12 protein-coding genes are annotated in these 16056 nt (G+C 54.6%); 9 read left to right on the top strand and 3 right to left on the bottom strand.

What is annotated here, in order from left to right:
- Positions 1 to 97 precede the first annotated feature (97 nt).
- From ileS to rseP, 6 genes are all read left to right on the top strand, one after another.
- Positions 98 to 2878 carry an isoleucine--tRNA ligase gene (gene ileS / locus JRG72_05970; protein MBW2134767.1) on the top strand — a complete coding sequence of 927 codons (2781 nt, stop codon included), beginning with the start codon at positions 98 to 100 and terminating at the stop codon, positions 2876 to 2878.
- Positions 2878 to 3399 (top strand): signal peptidase II, encoded by a 522-nt coding sequence (gene lspA / locus JRG72_05965; protein MBW2134766.1) that lies wholly within the window; start codon positions 2878 to 2880, stop codon positions 3397 to 3399. The genes ileS and lspA overlap by 1 nt, the downstream gene beginning before the upstream one ends.
- Positions 3374 to 4177, top strand: a complete 804-nt coding sequence (gene lgt, locus JRG72_05960; GenBank protein ID MBW2134765.1) for a prolipoprotein diacylglyceryl transferase — start codon at positions 3374 to 3376, stop codon at positions 4175 to 4177. Before lspA ends, lgt begins: the two co-directional genes overlap by 26 nt.
- A gap of 28 nt (positions 4178 to 4205) precedes the next feature.
- Complete coding sequence (locus tag JRG72_05955; GenBank protein MBW2134764.1) at positions 4206 to 5027, top strand: phosphatidate cytidylyltransferase; 822 nt, start codon at positions 4206 to 4208, stop codon at positions 5025 to 5027.
- 146 nt (positions 5028 to 5173) lie between these two features.
- Complete coding sequence (locus JRG72_05950) at positions 5174 to 6331, top strand: 1-deoxy-D-xylulose-5-phosphate reductoisomerase (GenBank protein MBW2134763.1); 1158 nt, start codon at positions 5174 to 5176, stop codon at positions 6329 to 6331.
- A 64-nt stretch (positions 6332 to 6395) separates the two neighbouring features.
- A complete protein-coding gene (rseP, locus tag JRG72_05945) occupies positions 6396 to 7469 on the top strand; it encodes an RIP metalloprotease RseP (GenBank protein MBW2134762.1) in 1074 nt (357 codons plus the stop codon).
- Positions 7470 to 7551: 82 nt separating this feature from the next.
- On the opposite strand, the gene JRG72_05940 is transcribed toward rseP, so the two are convergent.
- Genes JRG72_05940 through JRG72_05930 form a run of 3 tightly spaced genes read right to left on the bottom strand, consistent with a single transcriptional unit; the run spans position 7552 to position 13048 of the window.
- A complete protein-coding gene (locus JRG72_05940) occupies positions 7552 to 8940 on the bottom strand; it encodes a sigma-54-dependent Fis family transcriptional regulator (GenBank protein ID MBW2134761.1) in 1389 nt (462 codons plus the stop codon).
- A 6-nt stretch (positions 8941 to 8946) separates the two neighbouring features.
- Complete coding sequence (locus JRG72_05935) at positions 8947 to 11184, bottom strand: HAMP domain-containing protein (protein ID MBW2134760.1); 2238 nt, start codon at positions 11182 to 11184, stop codon at positions 8947 to 8949.
- Between the two features lie 10 nt (positions 11185 to 11194).
- On the bottom strand, positions 11195 to 13048 hold the full coding sequence (locus tag JRG72_05930) for an ATP-binding protein (GenBank protein ID MBW2134759.1): 1854 nt from the start codon (positions 13046 to 13048) through the stop codon (positions 11195 to 11197).
- A gap of 266 nt (positions 13049 to 13314) precedes the next feature.
- On the opposite strand from JRG72_05930, the gene JRG72_05925 reads away from it, so the two are divergent.
- The 3 genes from JRG72_05925 (at position 13315) to JRG72_05915 (ending at position 15968) form a co-directional block, all read left to right on the top strand.
- On the top strand, positions 13315 to 14667 hold the full coding sequence (locus tag JRG72_05925) for a DUF1015 domain-containing protein (protein MBW2134758.1): 1353 nt from the start codon (positions 13315 to 13317) through the stop codon (positions 14665 to 14667).
- A 101-nt stretch (positions 14668 to 14768) separates the two neighbouring features.
- A complete protein-coding gene (locus JRG72_05920; GenBank protein MBW2134757.1) occupies positions 14769 to 15413 on the top strand; it encodes a methyltransferase in 645 nt (214 codons plus the stop codon).
- Positions 15414 to 15527: 114 nt separating this feature from the next.
- Positions 15528 to 15968 (top strand): response regulator, encoded by a 441-nt coding sequence (locus JRG72_05915; GenBank protein MBW2134756.1) that lies wholly within the window; start codon positions 15528 to 15530, stop codon positions 15966 to 15968.
- Positions 15969 to 16056 lie beyond the last annotated feature (88 nt).

Here is a 16056-nt window from a genome sequence, read left to right as displayed (position 1 = left end):
CTTGGTATCAATATCCTGAATCTGGCAAAAACTTGACATTTCCTGATGATGAGATAATCTTATAAATTTAAATCAGGGCCGGAGGCGGTTAATGGCAATCGATTATAAAGCCACCTTGAATCTACCCAAGACTAAATTTCCCATGAAGGCCAACCTGGCCCGTCTGGAGCCAGAGATCTTGAGCCGTTGGACAGAAATGGACATTTACTCGCAACTGCGAGCTCAGAATCAGGGACGTCCGCGCTTTATTCTGCACGACGGCCCTCCCTATGCCAATGGGCATATCCATGTCGGCCACGCGCTGAACAAAATATTGAAGGATATCATTATTAAATCCCGGCAGATGAGCGGTTTGGACTGCCCCTATGTGCCGGGCTGGGATTGCCATGGGCTCCCCATCGAACATGAAGTGGACAAACAACTCAAGCGGCAAGGACTAAAGCTGTCACGCTCCGAGATCCGCCAGCGATGCCGGGAGTATGCCCTCAGGTTCATCGATATTCAGCGGCAGGAGTTTATCCGCCTGGGAGTGTTGGGCGACTGGCAGCATCCCTACCTGACCATGTCTAATGACTATGTCGCGGGGATCATCCGGGAATATGGGCGCATTGCTCTGTCCGGCGCGGTTTATCGCAGCAAGAAACCCATCTACTGGTGCAGCACCTGCCACACTGCCCTGGCCGAAGCCGAAGTCGAATATCATGACCACGAGACTCCTTCGATTTTCGTGAAGTTTCCCTTATTATCGGATCTGGCCGGCGATTATCCCGAGTTGGCCGGCTTTCCGATCTCGCTGGTCATCTGGACCACCACCCCCTGGACCCTGCCCGCCAATCTGGCCGTTGCCCTCAATCCCCGGTTTGACTATGCGGCTGTCCAGGTCGGGGAGGAAATCCTGATTTTGGCTGTCGACCTGGCCGAACCAGTACTCCACACCCTGGGATTACGAGGTGTGGAAAAGGCCTTGATTCCTGCCTCTCGATTGGAAGGGCTGGTCTGTCAACACCCCTGGATTGATCGCCGGTCGCAGGTAATTCTGGCCGATTATGTCACCCTGGAAGCCGGCACCGGGTTGGTCCATATTGCCCCCGGCCATGGCCAGGAGGACTTTGAGAGCGGCCGGCGCTATGGCCTGGAGACCTACTCCCCGGTGGATGATGATGGACGGTTTCTTCCGGAAGTGGAGGAATTTGCCGGTCAGCAGGTGTGGGCGGCCAACGCCGGCATCATCGATCTGCTGCAAAAACGCGGGGCTTTGTTGGGGTCTGAAAAGATCAGCCACAGCTACCCCCATTGCTGGCGTTGTAAACAGCCGGTGATCTTTCGGGCTACCGAGCAATGGTTTATCTCCATGGAACATAATGATCTGCGGACCAAGGCCCTTAAGGCTATCGATCAGGTGGCCTGGATGCCGCGCTGGGGTCGGGAGCGCATCCATGGCATGATCGAAAATCGTCCGGACTGGTGCATTTCCCGGCAGCGGGCCTGGGGGGTGCCGATCATCGCCTTTCATTGCCAGGCTTGCGGCCGGATCCTGCTTAACCAGCAAGTTATCGATAACATTATTGAACTGGTGCAACAGGAAGGGGCCGAGGCCTGGTGCAATCGCCAAGCCGAACAATTGCTGCCCGCCGGTACCCGTTGCCCTAATTGTGGCGGTAGGGAATTTCGAAAAGAGAATGACATCCTGGATGTCTGGTTCGATTCCGGGGTCAGTTTTGCCCCGGTGCTGGAGACCAATCCTCATCTGGGTTTTCCGGCTGACCTCTATCTGGAAGGCTCCGATCAGCATCGCGGTTGGTTCCACAGCGCGTTGTTGACCGCGGTGGCAACCCGCGGTCAGGCCCCTTATCGGGGGGTCTTAACCCATGGCTTTGCGGTGGACGGCGAAGGCAAGAAGATGGCCAAATCCCTGGGTAACGTCATTGCCCCTCAAGATATCATCAAACGTTTTGGGGCGGAAATTTTGCGGCTGTGGGTGGCGGCCGAGGATTATCGGGATGACGTGCGCCTTTCTGACCAGATTCTTAAACAACTCACCGAGGCCTATCGTCGCATCCGCAATACTGCCCGGTTTTTGTTGGGGAACCTCTATGATTTTGATCCGAGCCAGGATCTGATCCCTGTCTCAGAACGAGAAGAATTGGACCGGCTGGCCCTGTCGTGGCTGGCACAGCTTATCGCTCGGGTGCGGGAAGCCTACGATCGCTTTGAATTCCACCGGGCTTACCACCGCCTACGTCAATTCTGCGCTGTAGAACTCTCTGCCCTGTATCTGGATGTTCTTAAAGATCGACTCTATGTGTCACGGGCCGATTCCCCGGCCCGACGCAGCGCCCAGAGTACTCTATATGACCTGTTGACCAGCCTTACCCTGCTGATGGCGCCGATTCTGTCCTTTACGGCCGAGGAGATCTGGGGGTATTTGCCAGGCCAAGACCGGCCGGCCAGCGTGCATCTGGCAGCCTTCCCGGAGCTACCCCTTGGACATCCGGATGAGCTTTTGTTGAGCAAGTGGGAAACTTTGCTAAAGGTGCGGACAGAGATCTATCGCGCCCTGGAAGAGGCCCGGCGGGTCAAGCTGATCGGCAATTCCCTGGAAGCCCGATTGATTTTGGGGGCTACCGGCGCCCTCTATGATCAGCTTCAGGCCCACACTCCGGAATTATTGACCCTGACCATGGTTTCGGAATTAGAGGTTCAGTCTAAAGCTCTTCCTGGCCTTGTGAGCCAAGAAATTCCCGAGCTAAGCATCAAGGTAGAAAAGGCTCCGGGACAGAAGTGCGAACGCTGTTGGTATTATTCCCGGACCACCGGTGAGGACCCCCGCCATCCCACTCTCTGCGCCCGTTGTCGCCAGGTGCTGGAGAACTATTGATGACCATTTCCAGGCGGTTCCTGTCCCCGAAATATCGGCTCTTGATGCTAATAGTTGGTGCGGGGGTGGGGCTGGATCAGCTCAGCAAGGCAGTCATCTGTCTGGCTTTGTCCCGCTTTGCCATAGTCCCGGTTATTCCAGGGTTTTTTAACCTGGTTCATGTCCACAATCGGGGTGCCGCCTTCGGACTGCTGGCCAACTGGCCCGAGGCCTATGCCAGCATTTTTTTTAGTTTTGCCACCCTGATCGTTTTGGCGGTATTGGCCTATCTGTTCTTTCGGCTGCCAGGAAACGACTACTGGGCCGCGACCGGCTACAGTCTGATCATTGCCGGAGCCTTGGGAAACCTGATCGACCGGGTGCGTTTGGGGGAGGTAATTGATTTTCTAGACTTTTATGTGGGCCGCTACCACTGGCCGGCCTTTAACGTGGCGGACAGCCTCATCTGCCTGGGGGCTGGTCTTTTGTGCCTGGTTATCTGGCGTGCGGAGGGACATGACAATGTATCCCATCCTGTTTAAATTGGGTCCGGTGTCGATCTTCACCTATGGTTTTTTTCTGGCCCTGGCCTTTTTATGTGGCATTGGTATGGCCGGTCGGGAGGCCAAACGGCTAGGCGTCCGGGTGGAGCAAATTTATGATCTGTGTTTCTGGATCGTCCTGGCCGCCCTGATCGGCTCCCGATTATTGCATATCTTAATGGCTCCGTCTTATTTTCTGGCCCATCCCCTGGAAATCTTCAAGCTCTGGAAAGGCGGCCTTGCCTTCCAGGGCGGGGTCTTCCTGGCGGTGATCGTATCTATCGTTTATATGCGCCAGCATCAGATGCCTATCCTGGGAACCTTTGATATCCTGGCGGTCGGCGCACCGTTAGGGCAGTCTATCGGCCGCATCGGCTGCTTTATGGCCGGTTGCTGTTATGGCCGGCCCGGCGATCTGCCCTGGTGCGTCACCTTTACCCATCCGGCCACCCTGGCTCCCCAGGGAATCCCTATTCATCCCACCCAACTTTACGAATCGCTGCTGGCCCTGGGTAATTTTGGCATCATCTTGTGGCTGCGCCAACGCAAAAGTTTTGATGGCCAGTTGACCGGCGCCTATCTGGCCTTAGCCGGGTTGATCCGGTTCGGGGTAGAATTTTTCCGGGGCGATTATCGCGGCCCGGTGCTGATGGCGAAAATGCCCCTGACTCAGGTTATTGCCCTGGTTCTGGCCGTTGGGGTCGGAGGCTGGCTGTTGTGGCGCTCTTGGCAGGTCCACTCTGAAAAACGCGATTCCCTGCATACCCCGAAACCTTAACTCCGGGGCTGAACCTTAGGAGGTTACGTTGCAGCTCCAACGTTGGCTCACCGCCCTGATCGGTATCCCCCTCCTGTTGCTCATTCTCCTCAAGGGCTCCCGGCTCAGCTTTGCTCTCCTCATTCTGATGGTAAGCGGCCTGGCTCACTGGGAATATTTGGCACTGGCCCTGCCTGACATCGAATGGCCCCCAAAAGTGCTGGGAATCGGCCTGGGCTTGCTGCTGACCTGGAGTTTTTGCGCCTTCCACCAGAGTTGGCCGATATTTCTGCTGGTACTCAGCCTTTTCGTCTATTTTCTGTTTTATCTGCTCAATTTTGAGCATTCTCCAGGGTTGTTGCCGGAGGTGGGATTGAGTTGCCTGGGTCTGGTGTATGTCCCCTTCCTGCTCGGGCATTTTATCTGGCTGCGGGTTCTGCCCGATGGCCAGTATTGGGTGCTGTGGCTGTTAGCGGTGACTTTTGCTAACGATACCGGCGCCTTCTATGCCGGGCGCTGGTTCGGTCAACGCAAACTCTACCCGGCGGTCAGCCCCGGCAAAACCGTGAATGGCTCCCTGGGAGGGCTTATCGCCAGCCTAGCGGTGGGAGTGGCGGTGGGCCGCTGGCTCCTCGGCGGGATCAATGTCCCGACCCTGGTCGGGGTGACGCTGGTCCTGGCCCTGATCGGACAGTTGGGAGACCTGTTTGTCTCCATGCTCAAACGGCGGGCCCAGATCAAGGACAGCGGGCATTTGCTGCCGGGCCATGGCGGACTGCTGGACCGCCTGGATAGTTTGTTGTTCGCCGCGGCCGGAGTTTATTATATCAAGCTGTTTTTCCTGATGAAACAAACCATATGTTATTTTTAATCACATTGATCAACCAAAGCTCTTTATCTGCTTCTGAAGGGTTGGGGATTTTTATAACTTCCTACCCCTTACCCGAATCAAGGGCATGATCATTTTTTGCAAACTTTAATTGTTTGAGTTAGAATTTTAAATGAGGTAAGAATAGTTTGAAAAATCTGGCAATTCTGGGGTCTACCGGGTCGATCGGCCAGAATGTCCTGGCAGTGGCGGCCCAGTACCCGGCGGAATTTACGGTGGTAGGTTTGGGCGCGGGGAAAAATGCCCGGCTATTGGCCGAACAGATCCGCCGCTTCCGGCCGTCCCGGGTCTCGGTCCAGGATGCCGATACCGCCCAGACCCTGGCAGAACTCTTGCCCTACACCCCTGGCCCAGAAATCATGGTCGGCACCGAGGGGGCCGTGGCCCTGGCCACGGACCCGCACAACCAGCTTCTGGTCTCGGCCATGGTGGGAGCCGTGGGTCTGCAACCCACCCTGGCAGCCCTGGAGCACGGCATCTCAGTGGCCCTGGCCAACAAAGAGACATTAGTGATGGCCGGCCCTTTGGTAATGGCCACGGCCCGGCAGCAGGGTGCAACGATCATCCCCATTGACAGCGAACATAGCGCTATTTTTCAGTCGCTTCAAGGACATCGGGCCCAAGACATCCGGCGTCTCTGGCTGACCGCCTCGGGCGGGCCGTTCTTACGTCACTCCCTGGAGCAGTTGGCGACCGTTACTTCGGCGGAGGCCCTCGACCATCCCAACTGGAGCATGGGACCCAAGATCACCATTGATTCCGCCACCATGATGAATAAGGGGTTGGAGGTGATCGAGGCCAGTGTTTTGTTCCAGTTGCCGCCCGAGTGCATTGAGGTCCATATCCACCCGCAAAGCATCATCCATTCCCTGGTGGAGTACATCGACGGCTCGGTGATTGCCCAGTTAGGCATCCCCGATATGCGGGTCCCGATTGCTTATGCACTGTCCTATCCGCGGCGGCTACCGCTGGATTTGCCGCCTTTAGATTTATTTCAAATCGGGCAACTCACTTTTGAACCCCCGGACCTGGAACGGTTTCCCAGCCTGGGGTTGGCCTATGAGGCGGCCCGGGCCGGGGGTACCGCGCCAGCCGTGCTCAACGCCGCTAATGAAGTAGCGGTGGCCGCGTTTCTGGCCGAAAAATTGCCATTTTTGGGCATTTTCCGGATTATCGCTCAGACCATGGAGGCACATCAGGTTGAGCCACTCACTTCCCTGGCGCAAGTCTTGGAAGCGGATGATTGGGCCCGAAAATTCGCCCAAACCCTGATAGGTCAATCATAAAGGGAAGTGTTTCGTCAAGGGCGTGTTCCGCATCGCCCGGCCCGAAGGAGGGAGTAAATCAGTAATGACAACAGTCCTGGCAACCATTGTGGTTATCGGCATCCTGATCTTCGTCCATGAATTAGGCCATTTCCTGGTGGCCAAATGGTACGGAGTGGGAGTGGAGGTCTTTTCTTTGGGATTCCCCCCCAAATTATTGCACAAACAGATCGGCGAAACCGACTATCGACTTTCGGTGATCCCGTTGGGCGGTTATGTCAGGATGGTGGGGGAAAATCCCCGCGAGGAGATTCCGGAGTATCTGATCCCCAAATCCTTCAGTAATCGTCCCCTGAGACAACGTACCGCCATTGTCGCTGCCGGCCCCTTGTTTAATCTGTTTTTTTCCATAGTGGCGCTCACCCTGACCTTCAGCTTCACGGGAATTCCTTATTTCACCACTGAAATCGGCGGGGTGCAGCCTGACTCGCCGGCCGCCGAAGCCGGTCTGCAGCCGGGCGACCGGATACTGCGTATCGACCAGCAACCGGTGGAACGCTGGGAGGAAATGGCCCGTATGATCCGGCAATCGGGTGAGAAACCCCTGGATCTGACCATTCAGCGGGGAGAGGAAAAGTTTCGTCTCACCTTAACTCCACGGCGCCTGGAAACCTCCAACATCTTTGGCGAAAAGGTTTCCGAGGTCTTGATCGGGGTGGCGGTGTCAAATAACCCCCAGTTCGAACAGGTGAACCCCTTGTTTGCTTTTTGGAGGGGGGTCACCTATACCGCGGGGATTCTGGAGGTCACCACCGTCAGCGTGGTCAAACTCATCACCCAGAAGATTCCCCTCAAATCCCTGGGCGGTCCGATCATGATCGCTCAGGTGGCCGGGCAGCAGGCCGAAATGGGGGTGTCCAATCTGATTCATTTCATGGCAGTACTGAGCGTCAACCTGGCCCTGTTGAATATCCTGCCTATCCCCATGCTGGATGGCGGTCATCTATTCTTTTTCCTGCTGGAGGCCATCCGGGGCAAGCCGATCAAACTCAAGCATCGGGAAATGGCCCAATCCATCGGCCTGATGATCATCCTGGTATTGATGTTTGTGGTATTCTACAACGATATCATGAGACTTTTGGGCCCCTCACAGCCCTGAGGTTCGCATAGGAAAAAGGGGGCAATGCTCGCATCCTTCTATACTGTTGTTATCGAACATTTATTTATCTTGTCTCAATCAATTAATTCGCTTCGCTGGCGTCCCGTTCCAGGCCGGGGTCCAGGCCGTAGGCCTTCAGCTTTTTGTAGAGGTGGGAACGTTCCAGGCCGATGGCCTCGGCCGTGAGGCTGACGTTGCCTTGATGTTCGGCCAGTTTGCGGCGGATAAATTCCTTCTCAAACCGGGCCCGGGCCTCTTTCAGGGAGTTGATCTGAAACAGCGGCCAGCTTTCTGGGGATTTTTGACCTTCCTGCCGAAGTTCAACCGGTAGGTGTTCGACATCGATGACCCGCCCGGGGCTAAGGATGGCCAGGCGTTGGACAAAATTTTTGAGTTCCCGGACATTGCCCGGCCAAGGCTGATTCTGCAGAATCTCCACCGCCTCAGGAGTAAGGATCTTTTGCTGACCATCCGGTTCGGCGGCCAGTTCTTTCAAAAAATATTCGATAAGCAGCGGAATATCCTGGCGCCGCTCCCGCAGCGGCGGCACCTGGATGGGGATGACATTGATGCGGTAGTAGAGGTCTGGCCGGAAAGTCCCGCGTTCGATCTCGGCTTCGAGATTTTTGTTAGTGGCAGCGATCACCCGCACATCCACCTGAATGGGCCGACTGCCCCCCACCCGCTCAAAACGTTGTTCCTGGAGAATGCGCAACACCTTGGCCTGGGTTTTGAGGCTCATGTCGCCGATTTCATCCAGGAACAGGGTGCCCTCATGGGCCTGGTCGAACTTCCCCCGGCGTTTGCTGTCCGCGCCGGTAAAAGCCCCCTTTTCGTGGCCAAAGAGTTCGCTTTCGATCAATTCTTCGGGGATGGCGGCGCAATTGACTTCGACAAAGGCCGTATGACTCCGCTTGCTGTGGCGATGAATGGACCGGGCCACCAGTTCCTTGCCGGTGCCGTTCTCGCCGGTGATCAGCACCCAGGCATTGGTGGGAGCGACAATCCGGACCTGTTCCCGCAGGGTCTGGATGGCCGGACTTTTGCCGATGATTTCTTGAGAAGGCACCGCCTTCTGCCGTAGTTGAAGATTTTCTTCAGTGAGCCGGGCCATCTTCAGGGCATTGCGCACCGTCAGGATGATTTTGTCAGCATGAGGGGGTTTTTCGATAAAGTCATAGGCTCCCAAGCGGGTGGCCTGAACGGCGTTTTCCACGCTGCCGTAGGCAGAGAGCATGACCACCGGCAATAGGGGGTAGTGTTCTTTGAGCTGCTTTAAAATCTCCAGGCCGTCCTGACCGGGCAAGGCAATATCCAGGAGCACCAAGTCGGGTGATTCTTCGGCGACCAGATTGAGGGCCGATTCCCCCTCCGGGGCGGTCAGCACGTCGAACCCCTCATCCTCCATGATCCCGGAAACCGTGCTCAGGATGTTGGGTTCGTCGTCCACTACCAGGATAGTTTTGGCCATCAACTTCTACCGGCTAAGAGGGAGTTCAATGACAAAACGGCTCCCCTGGGGGTAGTTATCCTCCACCCGGATACTTCCCTGATGTTCAGTGATAATAGATTGCACTATAGCCAGACCCAGGCCGGTGCCGCTGCGTTTGGTGGAAAAATAGGGTTCAAAGACCCGGGGTTTATCCCGGTCCGGAATGCCGGCGCCGTTATCGGCAATCACCAACTCCGCCCGGTTGAGGTGCTGATCCAGCCGACTGCTGATGTTAATGGCCACCGTTTCCGGCCGGGAAGCTATGGCGTTATCCAATAGATTGAATAATACCCGTTTGATCTGCTCCCGATCCAGAGGGATGGCCCCTAAAGAGTTATCCGGATGAAATTCCAAGGTGACCTGGGGTTGGATTTCCTGGTAAAGAATCAGGGTCTCGTTAATCAGGGCGTTGATATCGCAAGGAGCCAGACTAAGCTGGGGAAAGCGGGCAAATTGATAAAATTCATTCACCAGATTCTTCAGTTCTTCCACCTGCTTGATGATCATCTGGGTGCATTCCCGGAAGACCTGGCCATCATCGCCGAACTGGTCGGCATAGCGGCGCCACAGCCGTTGGGCCGACAATTGGATCGGAGTAAGCGGATTTTTGACTTCATGGGCGATGCGCCGGGCCACCTCCCGCCAGGCGGCCAGCCGTTGGGCTCGCTCCAGCTCGGTTAGATCTTCGAACACCACTACTACCCCCAGGTAGCGCCCCTGTTCATCTTTCAGCACTGTGGGTTTAATCAGCAGAGACAGGGTGTGGTCGGGCAGATTGATTTGCAAAGGTTTTTCCATACTGGAGCGGCCGGAGTACTGCGCCTCGGCAATCACCTCTGCCACCTTGTCAAACTGGTCAGCCGGCAAGAGCTGCCGAGCATCCTGGCCTAAAATTTCCTCGGCCCTGAGTCCCAGCATCACCTGGGCCGAATCGTTGATCGTGGTAATGCGGCTGTCGGCATCTAACGAGATGACCCCGGCCGCGACGTTTTGGAGGACAACTTCCATGTACCGCCGGCGGGTCTCCAATTCCTCATTACTCCGGGACAACTGTTGATTGGCCGCCGCCAACTGGGCCCGGCTATGCTGCAAATCTTGGGTCATTTTGTTAAAGGACTGGACCAAAAAGCCGATTTCATCCCGCCCTTCAAGATCAATATGGATATTATAATCCCCGTCTGCCACCTTGAGTGTACCTTCCGCCAGTTGCTGGATGGGGGTGGTGATTTCTTTGGCCATATAAAAGGCCAGCCAGATGGCCGACATGATTACCAGCAGGGTGACAATCAGCAAGGCAATATAATGACCGACCCGAACCGGACGCAACAGCAGTTGTAAATCTCTGAGGTCCGACACTCCCCGGGCGATCCCGGCGATCTGGGTGGAGATCGGCCGGGGGATCAATTGACTAACTACCAAATAAGCCTCAGGGATTTCTGTTCCTGGGATAAACCCTAAAGGAGTCAGACCTTGGAGGAGTTCACCCTGATCAGTTACCTGCCGATAGACTCTTCCGGCCTCCCTGACCTGAGCAGATTGTAAAAGATTGGCCTCGGTGTCGGGCAACCCAACGTTTTGAGGCAATTGTGATTGGCTTAATTTGTTCCCTTGTTGATCAAAGATCTCGATCCCGGTGAGGTGATACTCTTGTTGGGTCTGGTCCAAAAAAGCGGCCAGGGCTGCGACCTTTTCCGGGGCTAGCAACCCCTGGTCGTTAATCTCTCGAGCCAGAACGCGGCTGCAGGCATGCACCTTGTGTTCCATGCCCTGATAATATTCCTGGCTCAGGGCTAAAGCATTTTTGAGGGATTGCTCAACTCGGGTATCCAGTTGATATTCCACCCGGTTCGAAATAAACTGGAAAGCCACAAAAGACATCAGCAAGGTAGGCAACAGCGACAAAGTGACAAAGGTCAGTACCAGACGGACCCGCAACCGGGAGCCGAAGATCTTCTGGCGGCGTTCCAAAAACAGCTTGGAAAGATTGCGGAAGATTAAAAAGATGAGCACCAATAACAGGATAGTATTGAGGTTGACCAGGCCAAAAGCCAGCATGCTGCCTGTTACCGGCTCCCCCCCGCGGCTTACCAGTCGGACCTCCAGATAGGTAATGGTCACAATCAACAGGAAGATTATAAAGATAATTATCCGTTCGCGACGCCGACGCTGGTATTCCTTGGCCTGGGAGGGGGAAAAGGCTGTGGCACGGGCAGGGCTGGGCATACTTAGCCTCTCATGGGTTACACGGCAAAATGACCGTGAAGGTACTTCCCTTGCCGAGGGTGCTCTCCACCGTGATGGTGCCCTGGTGGTCTTCGACAATTTTGTTGATTACTGACAACCCCAAGCCCGTCCCCGCCTCTTTGGTGGTAAAAAACGGGTTAAAGATATCCCTTAAAATTTCTGGCCGGATGCCTTTGCCGTCATCCTTTACCGACAGGTGGAGGTGATCCTCCTGGAACCTGGTGGAAATCACCACATGGCCTTTTCCTTCGGTGGCTTCGATGGCATTTTTAATCAGGTTAATCAATACCTGTTTAATCTGATTAGGGTCCAATAAGGCCGGAGGCAGATCCGGGTTCAGAGAGGTCACTAGTTGCACCCCGCATTCATCGGCGGCCTCGCGCATCATTTCTTCAATTTCGTGGACAATGGCGTTTAAATCGGTCATTTGTTTGGCAGGCGGCGCCGGGCGGGTAAAATCTCTCAGGTCGCCTAAAAAGGTCTCCAGCCGGGCCACTTCGTCACCGATTATTTTTACTTTTTCCCGATCCCGCTCCTTGAGCTGGGGATTACGCTCCAGTTGGCGGGCAAAGCCTCCGATCACCATGAGGGGATTTTTGATCTCATGGCTGACATAAGCGGCGGCCTCCCCTACCGCGGCGAAGCGCTCGGAACGCAGCAGGCGTTCATGACTCTGTTTTAAGGCTTCAGTTTTTAGCTCTACTTCCTTAGTCAGGGTTTTGTTCCAGGTTATGATTGTCCCGATGAACACCCCGCTGATTGCCAGGATCAACAGGAAGAAAAACCCACCCAGGAGAGTCTCCTGGGTCTGAAAGCTTCTGATCAGACCATAGACCTCCTCAACCGGGGCGACCACCGCCACTCCCCAGAGATTGTGCTGCCGATTTTCGACGGTTAGCACCCCTTTGATCAGTCCCCGATCAAATCGAACCGGGACAAAGGCAACCAGCTTCTTAATGCGCCCCAGCCGCTCGCGGTGCCAGCCGGATTCGTACCAATCCATACCTTCTTTTCCCTGGAGGATTTTTTTCTGGATTTTCTTCAGCCTCTCAAAGGATAATTGTGGAGCCCGCGACTGTCTCACCCGGATGGCATCTTTTCCCAAAAATTCCGTTTCATAATGAGCTAGCACAGTCTCATCGGCATCAATAATCCAGGTGTAGCCGGTCTGGCCGGACCGCACATCCTTGGTAGCCTCCCGGCAGATATAATAAGGATCAAAGATCAGCTCGAGGCAGCCGGCAAAGCGCTCCTTTTGGCTCTCGTGAGCTTCCGGAGAAGCGGTCCGGCCCTGATATAAATATAGGGGGCTTAACATGGCCATCACTTTGCGACCTTTCCAGGGCGGCTCAGGCCAGAGAAAGGTGGTGGTCAGGTAAAGCATGCCGTGATGCTTGGGATTCTGGAGCCAATTGTGGTACCTAGGATTCAACTTGCGGGTCTCCACCGACTGGCAAGGCAGTGATTGGCCGAAACAGTACTCCAACTGGCCGTTGGCGTCGTATTTTCGCACCTCGAGGATGCCAAAAGTCTGCAGATGACTGAAATGCTGCTTGAGATACTCCCGAAGCAGATCCAAGGAGTGCCTTTCCGTCGTAGAAAAGTGAGAATAACTGAGCATTTCGGCTTCCAGATAGTCAAAATAGAATTCGATGCTATCAGCGATTTTCCGGGCCAGCGTCAGTTGCTGTTGATTGAATTGCTCGGTAACCAGGGTTTCTACCCGTTGCCGGATCCGCTGTCCGAGAAAGAAAAAAGCCGAAGATATCACCAGGGCGGTAATGATAATGCCCAAGATCAGAGTCCGCATGCGGATCTGGGTTAAGCGGAAAAATGGCGTCATCTTATCTTGCCTGCCCGGTCTAAAAAGTATTTTTAAAGATATCTTACCATTACCCTTATATTAGTGCAAGCGGATCGGTGATTTGGGTCAGCCAGACAAATTTTAAGTTGTCTCTGAGGTAAGGTTTATAAGATTTTTTAGAAAGAAGCGGCGCTGCCCTTGTTCCCTTAACACATGAAAAGTTTAGCCCAATAATAGGTTGACGCTTTTTTAATTCATGATAAATTTCCATAAACTTAGGAAATTTTTGCAAAGGATACAAACGCATGGTAGAAATGGCCCCGCTGCGTGGGCTCCATTATAACTTAACTAAGGTTCCTGATCTTAAGCAAGTTGTCACTCCCCCTTACGACGTTATCTCTCCTACCCAACAGTCGTTATTTTATGAGCAGCACCCCTATAATATGGTACGGCTTATTTTGCCCCGCCAGCAGCCCGGGGACAGCACCGAGGAAAATCGCTATATACGGGCGGCGCGCGATTTCACTTCCTGGCAACAGAACGGCATTTTGAGTCGCGATCCTCAGCCGGCCTTTTATTACTGGGAGACTACCTTTGAATATCAAGGCCGCCGCCTGACCCGGGGCGGAGTGGTGGGCTTGGTGCGTCTGGAGCCGTTTGAAAGCGGCATGGTGCGACCCCATGAAAAGACCTTTTCGGCTACCAAAAATGATCGTTTCCAGCTCATGCAGCATTGCCGGGCGCATTTTTCCCCGATCTTTGCTCTCTATTCTGATGCCACCGACCGGGTTCTGACCACGCTGAGGGCTGGACTGCCCGCCACTCCGCTCTTCGACTTTGAGGATCTGGACGGTTTTCGCCAGCGTTTTTATCGAGTAACAGAGCCACAGCTGTTGCGGGACACGGCTAAATTAATGGCCGATTTAACCCTATATATCGCCGACGGCCACCATCGTTATGAAACTGCCCTGGCCTATCAGGCCTGGCTGCGACCGCAATTCCCCCAGGCCTCGCCCCGGGCTTCTTTCAACTACGTCCTCATGTATCTGAGCAACCTGTTGGACGATAATCTGGTCATTCTGCCGGCCCATCGCCTGGTGGACACCCTGCGGCTGACCAGATTCGAGGAGTCGGAGTTGTTGACCCGGCTGCCGGAATATTTTGATTTGCAGCCCTTCACTGCCGCAATCGGAGAGCCATCCAGCGATGGGCCCAAATTTACCGCGGCTCTGGCTGAGGCTGAACAGACCGGCGCAGTTTTAGGGCTGGCAGCACCGGGATCAAGGTTGTGGCTCCTCCGACTGAAGCCAGGAATCATGAACGGTCCCCTGGCGGCCCAGGTTCCTCCAGCCCTGGCCAAACTGGATGTTATGGCCTTAAATTACCTGATTTTTGAGAAAATCATGGGCCTTAGCCGTCAGGAGCAGGATGACGAAGAGACTTTCAAGTATGCCAGTACCGCCGCCGAAGCCTTGGGGGCGGTAGCCTGCGGCCGGGCTGGCCTGGCTTTTCTGTTAAATCCAACGCGCATCGAGCAGGTCCAGGAAGTAGCCGCCGCCGGGTTGATCATGCCCCGCAAATCCACCTATTTCTATCCCAAAATCCTGGCCGGGCTGGTGATGCATCCTATAAATCCTCAGGAGGAAGTTGGACTCTGAGGGCGCCACCGGATTGGACTCCAGGACTGGATGAAACCCTGGAACCCTTTGCTCAGGGACGACTGTGGCTATTACAGCCAAAGCAGGGCTATCGCTTTTCCTTGGACGCGGTGCTGTTAGGGGCTTTGTCTGCCATCCGGGCCGGGGAACGAGTCATCGATCTGGGAACCGGCTGCGGCATTATCCTGTTATTGCTGGCCAATCGATACCCTGACTGTTCCCTGACCGGGGTGGAATTCCAAGCCACCTTGGCCCGGTTGGCAAAGAACAACGTGCGTCTCAATGGACTGGCCGATCGGGTGCAGATAATCCCGGCCGATATGAAAGACTTGCCCCAGCATTTCCCGCCTGGGGCCTTTGATGTGGTGGTAAGTAACCCGCCTTACCGCCCGCTGGAGGCCGGCCGCTTGAATCCGGCCACCGAAAAGGCCATTGCCCGACATGAACTGTTCGGGTCCCTGCGCACCGTGGCCCAGACCGCCTATTACCTGCTGCCGCATGGCGGACGACTTTATTTGATCTACCCGGCCTGGCGTCTGGTATCATTATGCGAAACTCTCAGAACTCACGGCCTGGAACCCAAAACCTGGCGTCTGGTACACTCCCGGGCCCAGGAACCCGCCTGCTTGGCGTGGGTCGAAGCCCGCAAACATGGGGGCGAGGAATTGCAGGTCTTGCCGCCTTTGATCATTTACGACGAGGGCGGACAGTATACTACCGAAGTCCAGACCTTTTTCCAACTATAAACCAGGCAGCCCGGGATAACTAAATAGTTGCCTTTCAAGGGCAAACTAGATTAATATAATAAAAGTGTTTAGGATTACTTCCCCTACTCAAATCGGTCCAGGAGAAATATCAAGATGTTTGGCGGTCAGGTTAAAAGTAAACGAGAACGCATCCTGGTGGTCGATCAGGATGGCACGACCCGAGAGTTTTTAGCCAATATCATTAAACTGCTGGGATGTGATTTCGAACTGGTCGAAAGCGTTGAAGAGGCTTTGAAAGCCTTGGAAAACCATGTCTTTGACCTGCTCATCACCGACCTCCATCTGCCCGAAAGCAGGAAATTGTTTGAAAACACTGTCCAGCAGTCCCCTCATCTGCGAACCATCTGTATGGTCCGGCATCGACAACTGATGATTGACACCTATCACCTGACAGATACGGTTTTCGTTCTCAAACCTTTCAACTTCGACGACATGATCAACACCATCCGACGGGCAATTCATGATAAAAATCTCCTGGAAGTGGAGGCGGAATTTCGCCGCCTGCGCCGGCAGGCTTTTAGAATATTGAGTTAAAGATATCAGCATCATAACCGAAGGTCTAACCTTTATTCTGGTCAATAACTGGATAATTTTGAGCAGGCGACTGGGACTAAAAGCCCTG

The sequence above is a fragment of the Deltaproteobacteria bacterium genome (assembly GCA_019309545.1).
Lineage (GTDB): Bacteria > Desulfobacterota > Desulfobaccia > Desulfobaccales > Desulfobaccaceae > Desulfobacca_B.
This window is presented reverse-complemented; position numbering and strand designations above follow the sequence as displayed.

Coding starts and splice junctions, on each gene's coding strand:
- lspA (MBW2134766.1), top strand. CDS start 2,878: ATGACCATTTCCAGGCGGTTCCTGTCCCCGAAATATCGGCTCTTGATG.
- lgt (MBW2134765.1), top strand. CDS start 3,374: ATGACAATGTATCCCATCCTGTTTAAATTGGGTCCGGTGTCGATCTTC.
- rseP (MBW2134762.1), top strand. CDS start 6,396: ATGACAACAGTCCTGGCAACCATTGTGGTTATCGGCATCCTGATCTTC.
- JRG72_05940 (MBW2134761.1), bottom strand. CDS start 8,940: ATGGCCAAAACTATCCTGGTAGTGGACGACGAACCCAACATCCTGAGC.
- JRG72_05935 (MBW2134760.1), bottom strand. CDS start 11,184: ATGCCCAGCCCTGCCCGTGCCACAGCCTTTTCCCCCTCCCAGGCCAAG.
- JRG72_05930 (MBW2134759.1), bottom strand. CDS start 13,048: ATGACGCCATTTTTCCGCTTAACCCAGATCCGCATGCGGACTCTGATC.
- JRG72_05925 (MBW2134758.1), top strand. CDS start 13,315: ATGGTAGAAATGGCCCCGCTGCGTGGGCTCCATTATAACTTAACTAAG.
- JRG72_05915 (MBW2134756.1), top strand. CDS start 15,528: ATGTTTGGCGGTCAGGTTAAAAGTAAACGAGAACGCATCCTGGTGGTC.